At 67.9% G+C, this 20,453-nt stretch carries 16 protein-coding genes and 1 riboswitch; of the genes, 7 read left to right on the top strand and 9 right to left on the bottom strand.

The window, feature by feature from the left end:
- The first annotated feature begins 2 nt into the window (after window positions 1-2).
- Window positions 3-839, top strand: a complete 837-nt coding sequence (locus tag AC1DS3_RS04950) for an MlaA family lipoprotein (protein ID WP_441638325.1) — start codon at window positions 3-5, stop codon at window positions 837-839.
- A 63-nt stretch (window positions 840-902) separates the two neighbouring features.
- On the opposite strand, the gene AC1DS3_RS04945 is transcribed toward AC1DS3_RS04950, so the two are convergent.
- The 6 genes from AC1DS3_RS04945 to AC1DS3_RS04920 form a co-directional block, all read right to left on the bottom strand.
- Window positions 903-1,604: a phosphorylase gene (locus tag AC1DS3_RS04945; protein WP_477126773.1), complete on the bottom strand. Its 702-nt coding sequence runs from the start codon at window positions 1,602-1,604 to the stop codon at window positions 903-905.
- The gene (gene shc, locus AC1DS3_RS04940) at window positions 1,601-3,616 is read right to left on the bottom strand and encodes a squalene--hopene cyclase (protein WP_441638321.1); all 2,016 of its coding nucleotides are present in this window, start codon (window positions 3,614-3,616) and stop codon (window positions 1,601-1,603) included. The genes AC1DS3_RS04945 and shc overlap by 4 nt, the downstream gene beginning before the upstream one ends.
- A 93-nt stretch (window positions 3,617-3,709) precedes the next feature.
- Entirely contained in the window at window positions 3,710-4,558 is an 849-nt protein-coding gene (hpnD, locus tag AC1DS3_RS04935) for a presqualene diphosphate synthase HpnD (RefSeq protein WP_477126772.1), read from the bottom strand.
- A 252-nt stretch (window positions 4,559-4,810) separates the two neighbouring features.
- Window positions 4,811-5,062, bottom strand: a complete 252-nt coding sequence (locus tag AC1DS3_RS04930; protein ID WP_441638317.1) for a hypothetical protein — start codon at window positions 5,060-5,062, stop codon at window positions 4,811-4,813.
- Between the two features lie 146 nt (window positions 5,063-5,208).
- Entirely contained in the window at window positions 5,209-6,801 is a 1,593-nt protein-coding gene (locus tag AC1DS3_RS04925) for a gamma-glutamyltransferase family protein (protein WP_441638315.1), read from the bottom strand.
- A 94-nt stretch (window positions 6,802-6,895) separates the two neighbouring features.
- Window positions 6,896-7,936 carry a Bug family tripartite tricarboxylate transporter substrate binding protein gene (locus AC1DS3_RS04920; RefSeq protein WP_477126771.1) on the bottom strand — a complete coding sequence of 347 codons (1,041 nt, stop codon included), beginning with the start codon at window positions 7,934-7,936 and terminating at the stop codon, window positions 6,896-6,898.
- 312 nt (window positions 7,937-8,248) lie between these two features.
- Here AC1DS3_RS04920 and AC1DS3_RS04915 point away from each other — a divergent pair, with 312 nt between their 5' ends.
- The 3 genes from AC1DS3_RS04915 (at window position 8,249) to AC1DS3_RS04905 (ending at window position 11,476) form a co-directional block, all read left to right on the top strand.
- A complete protein-coding gene (locus AC1DS3_RS04915; protein WP_477126770.1) occupies window positions 8,249-9,154 on the top strand; it encodes a LysR substrate-binding domain-containing protein in 906 nt (301 codons plus the stop codon).
- Between the two features lie 79 nt (window positions 9,155-9,233).
- The gene (locus AC1DS3_RS04910) at window positions 9,234-10,688 is read left to right on the top strand and encodes a GntP family permease (protein ID WP_477126769.1); all 1,455 of its coding nucleotides are present in this window, start codon (window positions 9,234-9,236) and stop codon (window positions 10,686-10,688) included.
- 311 nt (window positions 10,689-10,999) lie between these two features.
- Window positions 11,000-11,476, top strand: coding sequence for a YjjA family protein (locus tag AC1DS3_RS04905; RefSeq protein ID WP_441638307.1), 477 nt, complete (start codon window positions 11,000-11,002; stop codon window positions 11,474-11,476).
- Between the two features lie 37 nt (window positions 11,477-11,513).
- On the opposite strand, the gene AC1DS3_RS04900 is transcribed toward AC1DS3_RS04905, so the two are convergent.
- Complete coding sequence (locus tag AC1DS3_RS04900; RefSeq protein WP_477126768.1) at window positions 11,514-13,070, bottom strand: methyl-accepting chemotaxis protein; 1,557 nt, start codon at window positions 13,068-13,070, stop codon at window positions 11,514-11,516.
- Between the two features lie 304 nt (window positions 13,071-13,374).
- Window positions 13,375-13,632, top strand: a riboswitch (cobalamin riboswitch).
- Between the two features lie 125 nt (window positions 13,633-13,757).
- On the opposite strand from AC1DS3_RS04900, the gene AC1DS3_RS04895 reads away from it, so the two are divergent.
- The 3 genes from AC1DS3_RS04895 to AC1DS3_RS04885 are packed head-to-tail and all read left to right on the top strand — an operon-like array spanning window position 13,758 to window position 18,650.
- The gene (locus tag AC1DS3_RS04895; protein ID WP_441638303.1) at window positions 13,758-16,016 is read left to right on the top strand and encodes a TonB-dependent receptor; all 2,259 of its coding nucleotides are present in this window, start codon (window positions 13,758-13,760) and stop codon (window positions 16,014-16,016) included.
- Between the two features lie 7 nt (window positions 16,017-16,023).
- The gene (locus AC1DS3_RS04890; protein WP_441638301.1) at window positions 16,024-17,538 is read left to right on the top strand and encodes a PepSY domain-containing protein; all 1,515 of its coding nucleotides are present in this window, start codon (window positions 16,024-16,026) and stop codon (window positions 17,536-17,538) included.
- 53 nt (window positions 17,539-17,591) lie between these two features.
- A complete protein-coding gene (locus AC1DS3_RS04885; RefSeq protein ID WP_477126767.1) occupies window positions 17,592-18,650 on the top strand; it encodes a HoxN/HupN/NixA family nickel/cobalt transporter in 1,059 nt (352 codons plus the stop codon).
- A gap of 48 nt (window positions 18,651-18,698) precedes the next feature.
- On the opposite strand, the gene AC1DS3_RS04880 is transcribed toward AC1DS3_RS04885, so the two are convergent.
- Window positions 18,699-19,238, bottom strand: coding sequence for a TlpA disulfide reductase family protein (locus tag AC1DS3_RS04880; RefSeq protein WP_441638297.1), 540 nt, complete (start codon window positions 19,236-19,238; stop codon window positions 18,699-18,701).
- Entirely contained in the window at window positions 19,228-20,271 is a 1,044-nt protein-coding gene (locus tag AC1DS3_RS04875; protein ID WP_441638295.1) for a transporter, read from the bottom strand. The genes AC1DS3_RS04880 and AC1DS3_RS04875 overlap by 11 nt, the downstream gene beginning before the upstream one ends.
- Between the last annotated feature and the right edge of the window lie 182 nt (window positions 20,272-20,453).

Raw genomic sequence — 20,453 nt, 5'->3', positions numbered from 1 at the left:
CAATGACTCACCCCAACTCTCGCCTCTCTCGCCTCCTGCCGGCGCTCTCGTTCTCGCTGTTGGCCACAGCCTGCGCCAGCGGCCCGCAAGCCAGCCCTGACGACCCCCTGGAGCCGCTCAACCGCGTTGTCTTCAAGGTCAACGACAAGGCGGACGAGTACGTGGCGACGCCGCTGGCCAAGGGCTACCGCGCCGTCACGCCGCAACCGGTGCGCACCGCGGTCACCAATTTCTATTCGAACCTCGCCGACGTCGGCAATACGGTCAACAACCTGCTGCAAGGCAAGGGCGTGGATGCGGCGGAGAGCTTCATGCGGGTGGCAGTGAACTCCGTGCTGGGCATTGGCGGCCTGATCGATATCGCCACGCCCGCCGGCATCAGCAAGCACTCCCAGGACTTCGGGCTGACGCTCGGCGTGTGGGGCGTGCCGGCCGGCCCGTACCTGGTCCTGCCGCTGTTCGGCCCCAGCTCGGTCCGCGACGGCGTTGGGCTGTATGTGAACTTCCAGCTGTCCCCGACCACGTGGGTAAACGATGAAGGCGTGAAGTGGGGCCTATGGGGCCTGGGCTTCCTGGACGCACGGACCAATGCGCTTGGCGCGACCGATCTGCTGTCGCTGGCGGCGCTGGATAAGTACAGCTTTGTGCGCGATGCATACCGCCAGCGCAGGCAGTACCTGATCCAGGGCGGTGGAGGGAAACTGCCGGAATATGAGGATACCGACGCGCCGGCCGAAAACGCGGCGCCTGCGCCTGGCGCACCCGCGGCGCCGGCCGCCACCCCCGCGCCTGCTGGCACGGAAGACAAGACGGCGGAAGGCGAAGCGAAGAAGCCCTGAGCCTGGCTTGACCCTGTCTGGCGCTGCATGCAGCACCAGGCAGGCTTCAGGCTGCCCCAGGCCTTAATCCAAGCCCAAGCCTAAGCCAAACCCCACCCCCACCCTGCCCCTGGCGGCCAGCAGCGCAAGCCTGGCCAGCCTCGCATCCCTGCCCAGCCGGATCAGGTCCGGCACCTGTCCAGGCCCCGCCAGCAGCGCCTTGAGCAATGCCCAGATATCGGTGCTGCCATCGGGGCCCATGCCGGCCACCGCGGCGGGCGGCACTTCCCGCTGCGCGGGATCGATCACCACCCGGCAGGCGGCGAACGGCAGCCCGAATTCCTCGGCGACACGCGCCGCGATGTGCGATTCCATGTCGACCGCCAGCGCACCGGTGGCCGCATGCAAGGCCGTCTTGGCCGCCACCGAAGTCACTGCCTGGTCAGCGCCGGCAAGCGTGCCGGAGATGGCCTCGGGCAAGGCAAGCGAAAGCGCGTGCGACCAGCTGGCGTCAACGGGCCGCGATCGATTCCCATCATGAATGGCAGAGGCGACGATCACCCGGCCGGGCAACAGCGCGGGATCCAGCCCGCCGGCCACGCCAAAGCTGATCACGCCGGCGCAGGGACGCGCCAGGCGTTGCMGCAGGCCTTGCGCCAAGGMTTCGGCGCGCAGGCCGTGCAGGGTTTCAACGCCGGGGCCGGCGGCGATGCCGGCCTCGAAGCGCATGCCGGCCACCACCAGCGTGGGACCGGCATGGCGTTGCGGCAAGCTTGGCGCGGTCACATCCCCCACGCCACTGCCCGCGTGCCATCGCGGCGCAGGTTGCGGTAGCGCGCCAGCGCCCACAGCGGGAAGAAGCGCGCGTAGCCGTGGTAGCGCAGGTAGAACACGCGGGGGAAGCCCACCGCGGTGAAGCGTGCCTCGCTCCACAGGCCGTCGGCCTGCTGCATGCGCATGAGGTAGTCCACACCGCGCGCCACGGCCGGATGGTCGACCTGGCCCGCGGCCATCAGGCCCAGCACCGCCCAGGCGGTTTGCGACGGCACGCTCGGCGCGGTCTCGTAGCCCTGGTAGTCGAGGCGGTAGCTGCTGCCGTCCTCGCCCCAGCCGCCATCGGCGTTCTGGATCGAGATCAGCCAGTCGGCGGCGCGGCGCATTTCCGGCGCTTGCGGCGCCATGCCGGCGGCATTGAGCGCGCACAGTGCGCTCCACGTGCCGTAGACATAGTTCGTGCCCCAGCGGCCGTACCAGCTGCCGTCGGCCATCTGCTCGTCGAGCAGGTAACGCTGGGCGCGCCGGAAGGCTTCGCTGCTGGCCGCGGTCTCGCCCAGTTGCGCGAGCATCGACAGGCAGCGCGCCGAGACGTCGGCGGTGGGCGGATCGAGCAACGCGCCGTGATCCGCGAACGGGATATTGTTCAGGTACTCATGCGTGTTCTCGGGCTCGAACGCGCCCCAGCCGCCGTTRCCGCTCTGCATGCCCGCCACCCACTCGCGCGCGCGGCTGACAGCCTCCTCGTAGCGTGAAAGATGGCTGGCCGGCGCCACGGCCGGCGCGGCTGCGCCGGTGCGCGCCGCGCGGTCCATGGCCATCGCCACCACGGCGGTGTCGTCCACGTCCGGGTAATGCGGGTTGGCGTACTGGAAAGCCCAGCCGCCGGGACGCACGTCGGGACGCCGCACGATCCAGTCGCCGCGCACGTCCAGCACCTGCAGCGGGCGCAGCCATTGCAAGCCGCGCTCAACGGCCGCCTCGGCTCGCGGGCCGCCCACCTCCAGCAAGGCGTGGCTGGCCAGCGAGGTGTCCCACACCGGCGACAGGCACGGCTGGCAATAGGCCTCGTCGCCATGCACCACCAGCAGCTTCTCGATGGAGGCGCGGGCCACCGCCACGTCGGGATCGGTGCGCGGCACGCCGAGCACGTCGAACATCATCACGGCATTCGCCATGGCCGGAAAGATCGCACCCAGGCCATCCTCGCCGTTCAGGCGTTCGCGCACGAACTTCTCGGCGCGGGCAATGGCGCGCGCGCGCAGGCTGCGGGGGAACAACGGCTCCGCCACGCGCAAGCCGGCGTCCAGCACACGGAACAAGCCGAACCACACGCGCTTCTGGTGCGGCGCGCGCGGGGCCAGCCGGGCTGCCTGGCAAGGACGGATGAACAATTCGTCGATGCCCACGCCACGCGGGTTCCTGGCCTGGGGACGCAGGCTGTTGAGCACCAGCAGCGGCACGATCACCGTGCGGGCCCAGTACGCGACCTTGGACAGGTGGAACGGGAACCACAGCGGCAGCAGCATGATCTCCACCGGCATCATCGGCACCGCCTGCCATGGCATCACGCCGTACAGCGCGAGCAGCGTGCGGGTGAAGACATTGCTGGCCTCGGCACCGCCCATCCCATGGATGGCGGCGCGGGCACGGCGCATAGGCTCCGACTCGGTGTCGTCGCCAATCATCTTGAGCGCGAAATACGCCTTCACGCTGGCGCTGATGTCCGAGCGGCCCTGATGGAACAGCGGCCAGCCGCCATCGGCATTCTGGATGCGGCGCAGGTAGCGCGCGATACGGGCTTCCAGCACGGTATCCGGGGGCTCGCCCAGATAGTGCACCAGCAATACGTATTCCGCCGGAATCGTCGCGTCGGCCTCCAGCTCGAACACCCAGTGGCCGTCCGGCCGCTGGGTGGCCAGCAAGGCGTCTAGCGCGCGGTCAAGCGTGCCTTCCAACTCGTCCGGCGCGGGCGCGGCATGCGCGGGCTCATTCGAATTGGGGGATAGTGCAACTTGGCTCATCGGTTTCGATGTCCTCTTTTCAACAACGCAATTACGGCAATGCCGCACGCGGCCGCGAGCGGCCATGGGCGGCAGTCAATCGGCGGATTCACCTCACACGAGGCCATGCCGCAGCAAAATCCATAGCAATCGCGCGCGCGGCACGCGAACCCGCGCCCGCGGGTTGGCCCAGCCGCGGGCCAGCAAACGCTGCAGGATCACGTGGTAGACCTCGCCCATGATGCGCGGCGAACGGACCGTGCGGCGCGGCGCCGCGTTCATGATGGCGAATGCCTGGTCGTAGTACGCCTGCGCCTGCTGCGCGACTTCCAGGCACGCGCGGCCAACGGCGGGATGCCCGACGATGGCATGCGGCGTGCCGATCGGCACGCCCGCGCCCAGCAGCGCTTCGGCCGGCAGGTACACACGGCCCAGCTCCGCGTCTTCGTCGATATCGCGCAGGATATTGGTCAGTTGCAACGCGCGGCCAAGGTGATGCGCCAGCGCTACGCCGGCATCGCGCTCCATGCCGAACACGCGCACGGCAAGGCGCCCCACCGCGCTGGCCACGCGGTCGCAATAGAGATCCAGCGTAGCGTTGTCCGGCGCGCGGATATCCGCGTGCACGTCMATGGCCATGCCATCGATGACAGCGAGGAAATCCTCCTGCTGCAAGCCGAAGCGCTGAATCTGGGCAGCCAGCCCGCGCAATGCCGCCGGCGGCGTGCCGGCGTAGCACGCGGCAAGATCGTCGCGCCAGGCGTCAAGCCCGGCAAGGCGCGTGGCGCGCGGGCCGTCGCCATCGGCAATATCGTCCACCGCACGGCAAAAGCCATAGATCTCGAACATCGCCTCGCGTTGCGCGGCGGGCAGGATCTTGAGGGCGGTATGGAATGAGCTGCCGGACGATACGGCATGGCCCGCTTGCGGGACGGTTTGCACTGCGATTTCTGTTCCGGCCACGTAACTCCTCGTCACGCGTTGGACCGCCGTGCTGCTTTACTGCCTAGGCCTGGCTTGTCGCCACAGCCCGGCATGCAGCGCCAGGCGGCATGTTTGGGGTAGTGGGCGATTATACCAACTCCGGCCATGGGCACGGCCGCCAGCCGAAGAAGGAGGCTGGAGGGGGGTGCCGTGCAGTCCACCGCCAGCGCCGCCGTGCCTGGCGCTGGCCTGGAGCGCGCGGCACCGCCTTCAGATTGGCGGGGCGAGCGCCTATTTAACGCGCGGGCCGGCGCTGCGGCGCTCCATCACGAATTTGCCGCGCCTTGGGTCGTAGCACGCCATTTCGACATAATTAGCGTCGTTTAGCGGGTTGTTGCCGCATTCTCCGGCACCCGCGCCACTTGCCGCAGCCTGTGCGGCCAGGGCACGCTCGGCCTCGGCGGCGACGCGCATGCGGCGCAGGTCGGCCAGCACGGACGGCGAGATGCGATCGAGCAGACGGCTGGACCTTAGCTTGTTCATGGCGGCCTTCCTCGAAGGGATGGCGCCAGTGTAGGCCCGTGGTACGGCCGTTTAATGTGCCCTGGACCACGCACCGGCGTATTTTTTTGCGCCGTGGCTGGCGCGCGCGCCACTCCGGTGCCGACGGCCGGCAGGCAGGGGCGCGCTCAGAACCCCAGCGGATAGCCGTCCTTGCGATGGTCCGAAGCCGCCGCGTAGCCATCCTCCAGGCGCATCGCGATCTGCGCGCCGCCGAATTCGAGGTTGCCCCGGGGCGCCACGTCCACCTTGTGGCCGCGCGCGCGCAAGCCTTCCACCGTGGCGGCCGGGCAATTCCACTCCACCGCGATGGTGGCGTTGTCGTCCAGCACGCGCCAGCGAGGCGCATCGCACGCGGCCTGCGGATTCTGGCCGAAATCCGCGAGCCGGCTGGTCATTTGCAGGTGGCCTTGCGCCTGCATCGAGCCGCCCATCACGCCGAAGCTGGCCAGCGGCGCGCCCTTGCGCATCAGAAAGCCGGGGATGATGGTGTGGAACGGCCGCTTGCCAGGGCACACCTGGTTGGGGTGGCCCGGCTTGAGGTTGAAGCCCCAGCCACGGTTATGCAGCGCGATGCCGGTGCCGGGCACGACCACGCCGGAGCCGAAGCCTTTGAAGTTGGACTGGATGTACGACACCATCATGCCGTTGCGGTCCGCCGTGGTCAGGTACACGGTGCCGCCGCTGTGGGGCCTGCCCGGGCCGGCCGCCGCCGCGCGCTCCGGGTCGATGGCCTTGGCGCGGCTGGCCAGGTAGCCGCGATCGAGCAGGTGGGCGGCCTGCACCTCGGTCATTGCCGTATGGTCGCCCACGTACTCGTGCAGATCGGCAAACGCCAGCTTCATGGCTTCCACCTGCACATGGATAGCGGCGGCGGAGTCCACGCCCATCGCCGCKACATCGAAATGCTCCAGCATGCCCAGCGCCATCAGCGCGCCGATGCCCTGCCCGTTCGGGCCGATTTCGAACAACTCCAGGTCGCGATAGGACATGCTGATCGGCTGGACCCAGTCCGCGCGATGAGCGGCGAGGTCGGCCTCGCTGATCAGCCCGCCGGTGGCGCGCGCATGCGCGGCGATGCGGCCGGCCAGCTCACCGTGATAGAAGTCGTCGCCCTTGGTCTCGGCGATGCGCGCCAGCGTCTGTGCCTGGCCCGTGCAGATGAAGCGCTCGCCCGGCAGCGGCGCGCGCCCGTTCGGCGCGAAGGCGTCGGCAAAGCCCGGCTTGTCGATCAGCACGGGCACCTGCGCCTGCCACTGGCGGTGCACGGTGTGCGAGACCAGGAACCCGTTGCGCGCGTATTCCAGCGCGGGCTCGAAGAGCTCGGCAAACGGCAGGCTGCCGAATTTTTCCCACGTGGCGCGCCAGCCGGAAACGGCGCCCGGCACGGTCACGGTGTCCCAGCCGTTGAGCGGCATGCTGGCGTAGCGCGAGAAATACTCGGGCGTCCACGCCGCCGGCGCCCGTCCGCTGGCGTTCAGGCCGTGCAGTTCCTTGCCGTCCCAGATCAGCGCAAAGGCATCGCCGCCGATCCCGTTCATGCACGGCTCGACCACGGTCAGCGCGATCGCCGTGGCCAGCGCCGCGTCCACGGCATTGCCGCCACGGGCCAGCATGCGCAGGCCTGCCGCGGCCGCCAGCGGCTGCGAGGTGGCCACCACGTTGTCGGCCAGCACGGGCACGCGTTGCGAGGGATAAGGGAAATTCCAGAAATTGGTCATGGCTTTGCGAGACTCGGAGGGTTGGGGGAATCTGGCCAGCGGCTTGCACGGCAGCGCCGGCCAGATGCGTTTGTGTTTTGTTCTTGCGCGGCGGCTACTCGATCTTGACGTTGGCCGCGCGCGCCACCTTCTCCCATGCGCGCATCTCGTCGCCGATCATGCGGCCGAACGGCTCGGGCGCGGTGTACTTGATCTGCACGCCCTGCGCTTCCATGGCCGTGGCCAGCTCCGGCGAGGCCAGCACCTCCTTCATCGCGGCGGAAAGCTGCTTGAGCACCTGGGGCGGCGTGCCCTTGGGCGCAACCAGGCCGAACAGGTTGTCGGCACGGAAGTCCCGGATGCCGGCCTCGGTCACCGTTTGGGCATCGGGCAAGGAACCCAGGCGGTGATCGGACGCCACCGCCAGCAACCGTAGCTTGCCGGATTTCACGTGCGGCAGGGCCGAGGGAATGCTGTCGAACATCATGCTCGCCCGGCCCGCCATCAGGTCCGGCAGCGCGAAAGGCCTGCCCTTGTACGGCACGTGCAYCACGTCCACCCCCGTTCGCAGCTTGAACAGCTCCGACTCCAGGTGCGACAACGTGCCGGAGCCTTGCGAGGCGAAGTTGTACTTGCCGGGAGACGCCTTGAGCAGGCCGACCAGCTCAGGCACCGAATGCACCGGCAACGAGGACGGCACCACCAGGATATGCGGCACGGTGCCGATGCCGGCAATGGGCACGAAATCGCGGGCGAGGCTGGCAGGCTGGTTGCTATACGTTGCAGCCGCAATGGCGGCATTGCTGACAGCGGCCAGGTAAAGCGTATAGCCATCAGGCGCGGCCTTGGCCGCGAAGCTCATGCCGATGGCCCCGCCGGCGCCGGGGCGGTTGTCCACCACCACCGGTTGCTTGAGCACGGTGGACAGGCGCTGGCCCACCGCGCGCGCCAGCACATCGGTGGCGCCGGACGGCGGGAAGGACAGCACCAGCTGGACCGCGTGGTCCGGGTAATCCGCTGCGGCGGCTGGCGTGGTGGTGGCAGCGGCGCCCGCGGCCAGCGCCAGCAGCAGGCCAGCTTGTGCCCGCTTGCCCCCACGGAAGAGACGGGCTGGCCCCTGCAACGGGCGGGTACGGTAAAGCGACGGGATAAACATGATCAGGGTTGCTCCGGATAGCGTCGAAGACGTTAACTGCCGAGGTAGAGTCGGAACGTTCCGGGGCCCAGCCGCTTTGGCTGCCGGCTTGTTTGCGCGCCCCTGTCATGCTGGATCTGGCTTCGCCTTGGGGCGATATTGACTGACGGGAAGCGCAGATTTTAGGCGCGCCMGGCGGCCACCGGGATGCGGATCGGCCATAGAGCTATGCGAAAATGGAATACGCATTGCGGCCACGGCCTGGCGCCCTTGCCAGGCCAAGCTGGCGGCAAGCTTTCCCTCACCGTTCCGACGCTTCCGAAGGCACATCCCATGCAGCTGAAATGGATCGACGACCTGCTGGTCCTGGAGAAGACGCGCAGCTTCTCGCGCGCCGCCGAGTTGCGGCATATCACGCAGTCGGCGTTGTCGCGGCGCATCCGTTCGCTGGAAGACTGGGCGGGCGCGGTGCTGGTCGACCGCAACACCTTCCCCATGGACCTGACCCCGGCCGGCAAGACCTTCTGCACCAGCGGGCGCGAGGCACTCACGCTGCTGATGGAGGCACGTGCCACGCTGCGCCAGGAAAGCCGCATGCCGGGCAAGGCCATCCAGATCGCCGCCGGGCATACCTTGTCGCTGACCTTCCTGGCGGGCTGGCTCAAGGCATGCCAGAAGCGCTACGGCCAGTTCAATGCCCGGGTCGTGGCCGCCAACGTGCTCGAAGCCGTGGTGGCGCTGTCGGAGGGCAACTGCGACCTGATGCTGGGCTACAACCATGCGCGGGTGCCGGTCTCGCTGGATCCGGACAAATTCCGCAGCCTCACGGTGGGGCACGACGTGCTGATGCCGCTGTGCGCGCCCAATGCGCGCGGCGCCCCGCTGTTCCCGCTAGGCAGTAGCGGCGCCAAACCGATTCCCCACCTGGCCTACACGGCCAGCACCACGCTTGGCCGCATCGTCGAGGTGATTCTCGAAGACGCGCCGCCACGCCGCGCGCTGGAGCGTTGCTATGAGGCCGACATGGCAATCCTGCTGATGAAGATGGCCAGCGAGGGCCACGGCGTGGCCTGGCTGCCGCGCACCACCGCGGCCGATGCGCTCGCGGCGGGCACGCTGGTGCCGGCGGGAGACGCCGCGTGGTGCTCGGCATTCGATATCTGCGCGTATCGCGCCACCCATGCCAGCAACCCTACCCTGCTGGCGCTCTGGGAGGTGCTGGAGCGGCAGGCGCAATAGCGCGCATCGCCGCACCGCTCGCTGCGCCGCGTCACCTATGCTGTAAAGGCTTGAAAACCGCTGCGGGAGCACTGACACCATGGGCCTTCTTGGCATCCTGCTGGCCCTTGGCCTGCTGATCTGGCTGGCCTACCGGGGCTGGAGCATCCTGGTGCTGGCGCCGGCGGCGTCGCTGCTGGCCGCGGCCACGGCCGGCGAGCCCCTGCTGGCGCACTGGACCCAGACCTTCATGGGCAGCGCCGCGGGCTTCCTTGCCCAGTTCTTCCCGTTGTTCCTGCTCGGCGCGCTGTTCGGCAAACTGATGGATGACAGCGGCTGCGTCAACGCCATCGCCGCATGGATGACGMTCAAGCTCGGCCCCCCGCGCGCCATCCTGGCGGTGGTGCTGGCCGGCGCGTTGGTCACCTACGGCGGTGTCAGCCTGTTCGTGGCCTTCTTCGTGCTGGCGCCGATGGCACAAGCGCTGTTCGCCGCCGCGCAGATCCCGCGCCGGCTGATGCCGGCGGCGATCGCGCTGGGCACCTCCACCTTCACCATGTCCGCCCTACCCGGCACCCCAGCCATCCAGAACGCGATCCCGATGCCGTTCTTCGGCACCACGCCGTTTGCCGCGCCGGGCCTGGGCGTGCTGGCGTCCGCCATCATGCTGGCCATCGGGCTGTGGTGGCTCGCGCGCGTGGAGCGCGCCGCGCGCCGCGCAGGCGAAGGCTTTGGCGACGAGGCGCTGGAATCCGCCGACCGCGCCGCCGGCGATGAACTGGTGCGCGAGCGCGCCACGGTGGCCAACGCGTTCGATCCCGCCGAAGCGCGCCACGGCGCGCGCAGCGCCGAATGGCCGGCAGCGTGGAGCGCGTTCCTGCCCTTGGTGATGGTGGTGGCCGTGAACCTGGCGATGAGCTTGCTGGTGTTGCCCCGCTGGAACGCGAGCTACCTGGCCAACGAGCGCTGGGGCGGCACCAGCCTGGCGGCGCTGGGGGGCGTATGGTCGGTGCTGGTGGCGCTGGCAGCGGCCATCCTCTGCCTGCTGGCATTGCACCGCAAGCGCCTGGGCAAGCTGCGCGAGAGCATGGACGCGGGCGCCAATGCCGCCGTGCTGCCGGCAATCAGCGTGGCCAGCCTGGTGGGCTTTGGCTCGGTGGTGGCTGCCCTGCCTGCCTTTGCACTGGTGCGCGAATGGGTGTTGTCGATCGAGGGCGGTCCGCTGGTATCGCTGGCGGTGGCCACCAATGTGCTCGCCGCGCTGACCGGCTCGGCTTCGGGCGGGCTGACCATCGCCCTGCAGGCGCTGGGCGGCACTTACCTGCAGCTATCGGAGGTAACAGGCATCGACCCGGCCCTGATGCACAGGGTCGCCGTGATTGGCGCTGGCACACTGGACAGCCTKCCGCACAACGGCGCGGTGGTGACGCTGCTGGCGGTTTGCGGCACCACGCATCGCGAAAGCTATCGCGATATCGTGGTGGTTGGCATCATCGGCCCGATCGCGGCGCTGGCGGCGGTCATCGCGCTCGGCGGCGCCTTCGGCTCGTTCTAGGCAGGTTCCGGGCGCGCGCCTTGCCTCAGGCGGCTCAGGTGGCTCAGGTGCCGGAAGCGACAGTCCGTGACGCAAAGACGACAAAACCAGGTTTTGGGTAAATCGATACATGCACTTGGGAAAATTCGTATCATTGATACGACATTCTGACTTGCGGAACAATCAGTTGCATACTCGAAGCGTCGCTTAATGCGCGCGTCATGCAAATCGGCTAGAGCGGAGAGAAGAAAGCGTCACTGCGGCGAAGGGCAATGGCCGTTGCGGCAAGCACTATAGTGAAGACTGTTTCCGCCCCGCCAGAAGGATGCCGCATGAACGCCAGCCACTATCGCGCCACCGCCCTGAAGATCCTGATCGCCGCGCTGCTACCGGTGGCAGCCGCGCATGCGCAGCTCGGGGACCTGCTCAAAGGCGCCACGCAGGGCGGCACCGAGAGTTCGTCCGGTGGCCTGAGCGGCCTGGGCAGCGGCCTGGGCGGAATGAGTGGAATGCCCTCGCTGCAATCGCTGAGTTCGGGCAGTACCGGCAATGTCGCCGGGATCCTGGAGTTCTGCGTGAAGAACAACTACCTTGGCGGTGCCAGCGGCGCCGCCTCGGTCAAAGACAAGCTGCTGGGCAAGGTCGGCGGTAACGCGCCCACGTCGGACGCCGGCTATACCAGCGGCGCCAAGGGCATCCTGAGCAGCAGCGATGGCAAGCAGTTCGACCTGAGCGGCGGCGGCCTCAAGGAGCAGGTCACCAAGCAGGTCTGCGACAAGATCCTCGCGCAGGGCAAATCGCTGCTGTAGGGCCAGGCGCGCCGAGCGCCCGGTCAGCGCTCAACGCTCAGGCGGGCAACAGGMGAAAGGCCGACACGGCATGGTGCAGCGCGCCGGCCTGGTCTTCCAGCGACGTGGCGGCCGCGCTCGCCTGCTCCACCAGCGCCGCGTTCTGCTGCGTCATCTGGTCCATCTGCGCGACCGCGCGATTGACCTCCTCGATGCCGGTGCGCTGCTCCGCGGTGGCCGAGGCGATGCCGTCCATGATCGACGTCACGCGGCCGACCGCGTTGACGATCTCGGCCATGGTCTGCCCGGCCTGTTCCACCAGTGCCGAGCCGCTGTCGACCTGGCCCACCGACTCGACGATCAGCGTCTTGATTTCCTTGGCCGCGCCCGCGCTGCGCTGCGCCAGGTTGCGCACCTCGCCAGCCACCACCGCAAACCCGCGTCCTTGCTCGCCGGCGCGCGCGGCTTCCACCGCGGCGTTAAGCGCCAGGATATTGGTCTGGAACGCAATGCCGTCGATCACGCCGATGATGTCGTTGATCTTGCGCGAGCTGGCGGTGATGCCGCGCATCTTGTCCACCACCTGGCTGACCACGCTGCCGCCCTGCTGCGCGATCTGCGAGGCGTCGGACACATACTGGCTGGCCTCCTTGGCGTTGTCGGCATTCTGGCGCACCGTCGCGGTGATCTGCTCCATGCTGGCGGCAGTCTGCTGCAGCGAGGCCGCCTGCTGCTCGGTGCGGCTCGACAGGTCGCTATTGCCCGAAGCGATCTCCTGGGCCGCCGAGGTGATGGAATCGGCCGATTGCTGGATGCCCGCCACCGTGCCGGCGAGCTGGTCGCGCATATGGCCAATGGCGTACATCAGGCTGGAGCGGTCGTCCGGGTGAGTTTCGACGCGCGCCGTGAGGTCGCCGCTGGCCATGCGCAAGGCAAGGGCCGCGGCGGTAGCGGGCTCGCCGCCCACCGAGCTCTGGATGCTGCGGATCAGCAGCGTAGCCACCGCGGAAATCACAATGCCCAGCAGCACCAGCAGCCCCAGCGATTGATAGAGCGAGGCGCGGAACTGCGCTTGCACGTCATCCATATACGTGCCGGCGACCAGATCCCAGCCCCACGGCTTGAAGCGCGCCACGTAGCCGATCTTGGGGCTGGGCTGGTCGCTGCCCGGCTTGGGCCACCAGTAGTCCAGGTGGCCCGCGCCGTCGGCCGACGCGCCGCGGGCCGCGATATCGGCGTACAAGGCGTTGCCCTTGGCGTCCTTGAAGTCGCTCATGTTCTTGCCGTTGAGCTTGGCGTTGATGGGATGCATCAACAGCACGGAATCCGCGCCGACGATGGTGATGTAGCCATCCTTGCCATAACGCTGTGCGGCGACGCGGGCCGTGGCCTGGGCCTTGGCATCGGCCTCGGACATCTTGCCCTGGCGCGCTTGCTCGGCATAGTCGCGCACCAGCGAGAGCGACATGTCGACGATATTAGCCAGCTCGCTGCGGCGATCGGCCATTTGCAGCTGGCGGGTCTGGAAGGCATGCATCACGGTCAGCAACAGCAGGCCGAGCCAGGCCAGCACAAGGGGAATCCACAGCTTTTTTCGCAGGGTCAGACGATTCATGGCACTCGCTTCTCGGGGCAATCGCCAGTCATGCAGGAGGCATGCGGCATCTCCGGATATCGGAGCCGGGCTCGCCTTCTTTAGCGAAAGGCGCGGCAGGACGGCACGAAAGGCCTCGAAGCGCAGAAAATGCCGCATGAAGCACCAAAATGGCGACAGGTTGCGCCAGGCTGAAACGCCAGCGCACTCGCACGGTGCAAAGAAAACGCCTGCCATCCGCCCCCGAAAGCAGCGCAAATACGGCTACAATGCGCCTCGCATTCCACCCAGCAATTGCAATTGACTTGCAATTGCCTTGCAAGTGGACTGCCAAGGGTTCGAAGGTGCCTCCGGCGCGCAGCGCGCGGCGGGGGTTAAACGGGAAACAGGTGCGCCGCCGGCCATGCCGCGGCTAATCCTGTGCTGCCCCCGCAACGGTCAGCAGGTACAAAGGTGTCACGCCGCGCCAACAGGCCGCGGCAGCCACTGCGCATCATCGCGCGGGAAGGCGGCACCCCGGACGCGCCCCAGCGGCAGGCGTCCCCCTGCAAGCCCGGATACCGGCCTTCGACCSATCACCGGGGCTGCGGACGGGCGGCCAGGCGTGAGACGGCTGGCCACGCGTCTGGCAGTCACTGCGCGCTCGTCCGCGGCTGGTTCGTTTATTGCCGCCGGGCGGGGTCGCCCGCGGCCAATGATGGAAAGTTCATGTCCGCGCGCCCTCGCATTGCCCGTACCGCCTCGCCGGCGGCCGTCACGCCACGCAAATGTCGTCATGCGCCCAAGCCGCGCCAGCTCGCGCATCGTTGCGCGCTCGCGCTATCGCTGGGGGCCTTCGCCGGCCTCGGCGCCGATGCCGCCTGGGCGGCGGACGATGCGCAACCTTCGGAGCGAGCGCAATCGCAGCCGTCGCGCGGCAGCACGATGCTACCGGCGGTGGTAGTCAGCAGCGCCTCGCAGCCGCCCGGGCTCGCGCTGTCCGAGCCCACCAGCACCGGCAGCCGCCTTGGCCTGACCCCGCTGGAAACGCCCGCTAGCGTGGAAGTCCTGTCCGGCGACACCATTCGCGAACGCGGCGATTTGTCGCTGCGCGAGGCCGTGACCCGCGCCACCGGCATCACGTCCAATGGCGCGCCCGGCAACGGCGGCACGGCGCTCGCGGCACGCGGCTTCGCAGGCCAAGGCTCGGTGATGCAGTTGTACGATGGCACGCGCCTCTACGTGGCCTCCGGCACCGTCACCTTCCCCTTCGATACCTGGTCCGTGGACCGCATCGAAGTGCTGCGCGGCGCGGCCTCGGTCATGGTTGGCGAAGGCGCGATCGGCGGCGTGGTCAACGTGATCCCCAAGAAGCCGATACGCGCGCCGATCGCCAACGAGCTGCAGCTCACCGGCGGCACGCAAAGAACAGCACGCGCGGCGTTCGACAGCGGCGGCGCAGTCAACGAGACGCTCTCCTACCGCTTCAACGCCAGCTATAACCGCTCCGGCGGCTGGGTGGACCGGGGCGACTCGCGCAGCCTGGCGGTGTCGGCCGCGGTGCGGCTAGACGTATCGCCCGAGTTCAACCTGACGCTGTCCTATGACGATGCCGACCAGCACCCGATGCAATACCTGGGCACGCCGCTGGCGGGCGGCGGCCTGGACACCTCGCTGCGCAAGAAGAACTACAACGTTGGCGATGCCGACATCACCTACCGCGACCGCTGGACCCGGCTCGCGGCGCAGTGGCAGCCCAACGAGCGGGTCACGGTGCGCAACCAGTTCTACTACCTCACCAGCCAGCGCCACTGGCGCGACGCCGAGTCCTATACCTTCCTGCCCGCGACGGGCCAGGTGCGCCGCACCGACTACCTGGAGATCCTGCACGACCAGGAACAGGTGGGCAACCGCGCCGACCTGAAGATCGATGGCCAGTTGTTCGGCATGGCCAATACCGCCATGGTGGGGTTCGACGTTAACCGCATCAACTACACCAATAGCAGCAACTCGCCCTATGGCGGCGCATCCACGGTCAATGCCTACCAGTTCGACCCGGGCCAGTTCTTCAGCCCGCCAGGCGTTGTCACGTCGCCGCGCTTTCGCACCCACACCACGCAAGCCGCGCTGTTTGGCGAGGACCGCCTCAAGCTGACCCGGGAATGGTCGGTGATTGGCGGCGTGCGGCTGGACCATGCCCAGCTGGAACGCGGCAACCTGCTCACGGGCGACGACTGGACCCGCAGCTTCAACAACGTCACGTGGCGCGCGGGCACCGTCTACGCATTCACGCCAGCCCTGTCGGTGTATGCGCAGTACGCCACCGCCACCGATCCGCTGAACGCACTGATCTCCACCTCGGACGCACAGAAGGATTTCAAGCTGGCCGCCGGGCGGCAGATCGAAGCCGGGGTCAAGCAATCGTTCTGGAACCAGCGCGGCGAGTGGACTTTTGCCGCCTACCAGATCGTCAAGAAGAACCTGCTGACACGCGACGCCAACAACCCGGCGTTGGCGGTGCAGGTGGGCGAGCAATCCTCGCGCGGGCTGGAGGCCTCGGTCAGCGTGGAACTCATGCGCGGGTTGCGGTTGGAAGCCAACGGCACCGTGCTGCGCGCCCGCTACGACAACTTCGCGGAAAGCGTGAACGGCGCGCTGGTCTCGCGCAATGGCAATGTGCCCACCAGCGTTGCGCAGCAGGCGGCCAACCTGTGGCTGACGTGGGCCTTCGCACCGCAGTGGCAGGTAGGCAGCGGCCTGCGCTACGTGGGCAAGCGCTACACCAACAACGCCAATACCACCACCATGCCGTCGTACACGGCGGTGGATGCCTCGCTGCAATGGCGCGTATCGCGCAAGACGGCGCTGACGCTGCGCGTGTACAACCTGTTCAACCGCGACTACGCCGAATCCTCCGGCAACAGCGGCAGCCAGTGGCTGCTGGGCCGGCCGCGCGCGGCCGAGCTGTCGGCCAACTTCTACTTCTAGGCCCGGCATGGCAAGCACACCCCTGTCCTGGCGTGAAGCGTGCTGGCGCTTCACGCGCCGCTGGCTCTACCTGGTGCACCGCTGGGCCGGGATCGCGGGCTGCCTGCTGATCGCCATGTGGTTTCTCTCGGGATTGGTCATGATGTACGTGGCCTTTCCCGCGCTAACCGACGCCGAGCGCCACGCGGGGCTCCCGCCGCTGGACCTGCCCGGGGTAAGGATCACGCCGGATGCCGCGATGGCCAGCGCGGGCCTCACCCGCTTTCCGCGCAGCCTGCGCCTGGAGATGATGGGCGCGCACCCGGTCTACCGGATGATCGACTGGAACGGCAAGCCTTACACCGTCTCCGCCCGCGACGCGGCGCGCATCGAGCAGGTGGATGCCGTCGCCGCGCAAGCTATCGCCCGCCGTTTCTCCGGTGCGGCGGGCGCGCGCTGGGTGGAAACCGCGGAGCGCGACCAGTGGACCGTGCCCAACGGGCTCAATCCCTGGCGGCCGCTGCATCGCATTGCGCTGGACGATGCGGCCGGCTCCGAGCTGTACGTGTCTGCCAGGACCGGCGAGGTGATGCGCGACACGAGCCGCGCCGAACGGTTCTGGAACTGGCTCGGCTCGGTGCCGCACTGGCTGTACTTCACGCCGGTGCGGGCCGACCCGCCGCTATGGCGGCAGGTCGTGCTGTGGACCTCCGGCGTGTGCATTGCCGTGGCCGTCAGCGGCGTCTGGATAGGCTGGCTGCGGCTGCGCGTGCGCCGCCGGTTTGCGCATGGCAGCGCCCGCGGCACCTCGCCCTATCACGGCTGGATGGCCTGGCACCATATCGCCGGGCTGGCCGCATCGCTGTTCCTGCTGGCGTGGCTGGCCAGCGGCTGGCTGTCGGTCAACCCCAACCAGTGGTTTGCGGGGCGGGCGTTTGCGCAGCCAGCGCTGGAACGCTACGCCGGGGCAACCCTGCCGCACTTCCCCGCCGGCGATGGCGCGACGCTGGCGGGTCTGCTGTCCAACACCGCCGTGCCCCCAAGGGAAATCAAGCTGGCCTGGCAGGCCGGCGTGCCGGTCATGCTGGTGGCGACCGCGGCCACGACGCAAGCCTATCGCGCCGACACCGGCGCGCCGCTGGCGCTCACGGCCGCGGCACTGGCCCAGGCAGCCGCGCGGCTGATGCCGGACGCCACCGTCGCCGGCCACGACCTGCTGCACGAGGATGACGCCTACTGGTACAGCCACCACCAGCCGCGCAAGCTGCCGGTGCTGCGCGTGCGCTTTGACGACGATGGCGCGACGTGGGCGTACATCGACCCGGACACCGGCAACCTGCTGGGCCGCAGCGACCGCAGCCGCCGCGCCTACCGATGGCTGTTCCATGCCGCGCACAGCTGGGACTTTGGCTGGCTAGTGCGCCATCGCCCAGCCTGGGACGCAACGGTCTGGTTGCTTTCGGTTGCCGGGCTGGTAGTCTGCGTCAGTGGCGTGGTGATTGGCTGGCGCAGGTTGTTTCGCGGGCGCCGCCGGCGGGCATGAGTCCCGGCCTGGCGTCCATCCACTCAGAATCCCCGATCTTTCACGGACCGCTCATGTTCCGCTTTCTAGCCAGCATCTTCAACGACCAAGACGCCGACGTGCGCCGCAAGGTCATTGCGCTCTATGTCTTCCTGATCGCCGCCAACGTGGGGGCATGGCTGTGGGCACTGGCAGCGTTCCGCGACCACCCCATGCTGCTGGCGTCCGCCGTGCTGGCCTACACGCTCGGTCTGCGCCACGCCGTTGACGCCGACCATATCGCCGCCATCGACAACGTCACGCGCAAGCTGATGCAGGAAGGCAAGCGTCCGGTGACGGTCGGCTTCTTCTTCTCGCTCGGCCACTCCACCGTGGTCACGCTGATGTCGATCGGCATCGCGGTTGCCGCCGCCGCGCTGCAAACACGCTTCGCCGACATGAAAGCCGTGGGCGGCATGATTGGCACCAGCGTCTCCGCGCTGTTCCTGTTCCTGCTGGCCTTCTTCAACCTGCTGATCCTGATCTCCGTGTGGCGTGCCTTCCGCGCGGTCAAGCGCGGCGAAGCGCTCAAGGAGCAGGACCTGGACCTGCTGCTGAACAACCGCGGCGTGCTCTCGCGGCTGTTCCGCCCGCTGTTCCGGCTGGCCAGCCGCAGTTGGCATCTGTTCCCGATGGGGCTGCTGTTTGGCCTCGGCTTCGACACCGCGACCGAGGTCGCGCTGTTCGGCCTGTCCGCCGCTGAAGCCGCCAAGGGCGTACCCTTCTGGACCATCATGGTGTTCCCCGCGCTGTTCACCGCCGGCATGTCGCTGGTGGACACCACCGACGGCATCCTGATGCTGGGCGCCTACGGCTGGGCCTTCACCAAGCCGATCCGCAAGCTCTACTACAACATGACCATCACGCTGGTCTCGGTGGTGGTCGCGGTCGTCATCGGCGGCATCGAAGCACTCGGGCTGATCGCCGACAAGCTCGGGCTCGAAGGCGGGCTGTGGGACGTGATCGGCGCGCTAAACGCGCATTTCGGCATGCTCGGCTATGTGATCATCGGCGTGTTCGTGCTGAGCTGGCTGATCTCGATGGTGGTGTACCGGGTGCGGCGTTATGACKAGATCGAGGTGAGGATGGGGTGAAGGTATGGTGGGACGGATAACCGCTTGGCGCTAATCTCGATCAGACAGCTACCGCTTCAGCAAAGGCGTGACGACCTGCTCCAGCCGCTCGGCTGTCCAGGCCGGGCTGGCATCATCCCAGCCGTTATCGGCGAGGATCCCCGCGCGGTCGATGGTGAAGTTCACTGGAAGGCGCCAGACCCGGCCGTAGCCACCCGCGTAGGCACTACCCAGCAGCCCTACCGGAAAGGCGAGGCTGGCAGCCATCTTGCGCACATCGGCGAGCGAGTCCGGCGTGTCCAGGCTGAAGCCGAGCACGGTCAGCCCTTCGCGGGCGTGCGCCGCCGCATAGGCCGACAAGACAGGAAGCTCTGTGTGGCACGGGCCGCACCACGTCGCCCAGAACGTGAGTACGACTACCTGGCCATGCAGGTCCCGCGTATCGATGGTACGCCCGTCGAGCGTGCGCAGCGCCAGCGGTGGCGCAGGCCGCCCCACCGCCAGGCTCTCCGCGCTCGCCGATGCGTGCCAGCCAGCAAGCGATGGTCCGCAGGCAAGAGCGGCGGCCTTCCGGATCCAGTCGCGACGAGACGAGAGATCAGAACGCATAGGACACCCCCAAGTTGCCAGTCCAGCGAGGGAAGAGCTGATATCCCTGAAGATTGCTATAGATTGCCTTCTGCACAAAGGCGTACACGCGCACGTGCTCGCTCACCGCGACGGTGACCCCGGGGCTCAGGTAGAGCACGCTACCTCCAGTACTGATGGTATCGGCGAGTGCACCCTGGTCTGCGCTCTTGCGAGTGAAATTGAACTGTAGTTGGGGCACCACCTTTGGGTTGGCTACGTAGCGCAGGCCGGTGCTCACGGTCAGGAGATTGCCGGGACGATAGTCCGCATTGAAGTCGTGCAGGCGTTGCATCACCGCCGCCTGGAATTGGCCGTTGATGAACGCATCGAAATTCTGGCTGACCGGCTGGTAATAGTACGCGCCAAGAATCAGGTCGGTGCTGCCGGTACCGGGCTGCAGGCTGGCGTCGAGCGCCTGGCCAGCAGCCGCATTCGGGCCTGACGAGAAGAACACCGGGCGGCGGCCCACGGTGGCGCCGGTGGCGACATTCTGGCCTCCGTAGGCGCCCGTGGGCAGCTTCACGCCAAGTTGCACACCCAGGTTTCGGGTGGGCAGGAATCCCTGGTAGGTGCCAATGAGCTTGATATCGCCCAGGCCACTGGCGGTCACACCACTCACGTTGTCCGGCGTGAGCTGGTCGGAAGTCGCATTGCCGTACGTGGTGTGACTGCGGTCAATGATGGGAACAATAGTGCTAAAGCTCCAACTACTATTCGGGCTGTAGCTCAGTCCCAGGTTGTAGTAACGGTTGATTGTCTGCTTCTCCACCTCCTGGCCGCCGCCAGCGTCGTTGATTGCGGCAGCCTGCGTGGCGGGGACGGATCCTGTCCCATGGCGCAGTTGGTTCTGGTTGATGAAGCTGTAGTCGAAGCTGATGCGCCAGCCCGGCATTGTGGAGTAGCCCATGGCGGCATCGGCGCTGAGTGAGCAGCCGCAGGTGGCACAGGCGAACGCAAACGAGGGAAGCAGCAAGGCGGCACCCGCGGTGCCGGCGCGAAGGATCGGATTCATGGTGTTCAGGGCGATACGGGGGCGGACCGGTAGTCCGCCCGTGGCATGGGCGCGCGCCCGTACAGCGCGCGGGCGATCAGGCGAAGCCGATCATGCCAAGGGCGGCGCTCGGGCCGTCGCGCGAAGAATGCCCGGAGGCCGATAGGCATCCGGCTGTAACACCGGCCGCACAAGGCCAAGTT

Source organism: Cupriavidus sp. 01L46 (genome assembly GCF_056399905.1).
This window is presented reverse-complemented; position numbering and strand designations above follow the sequence as displayed.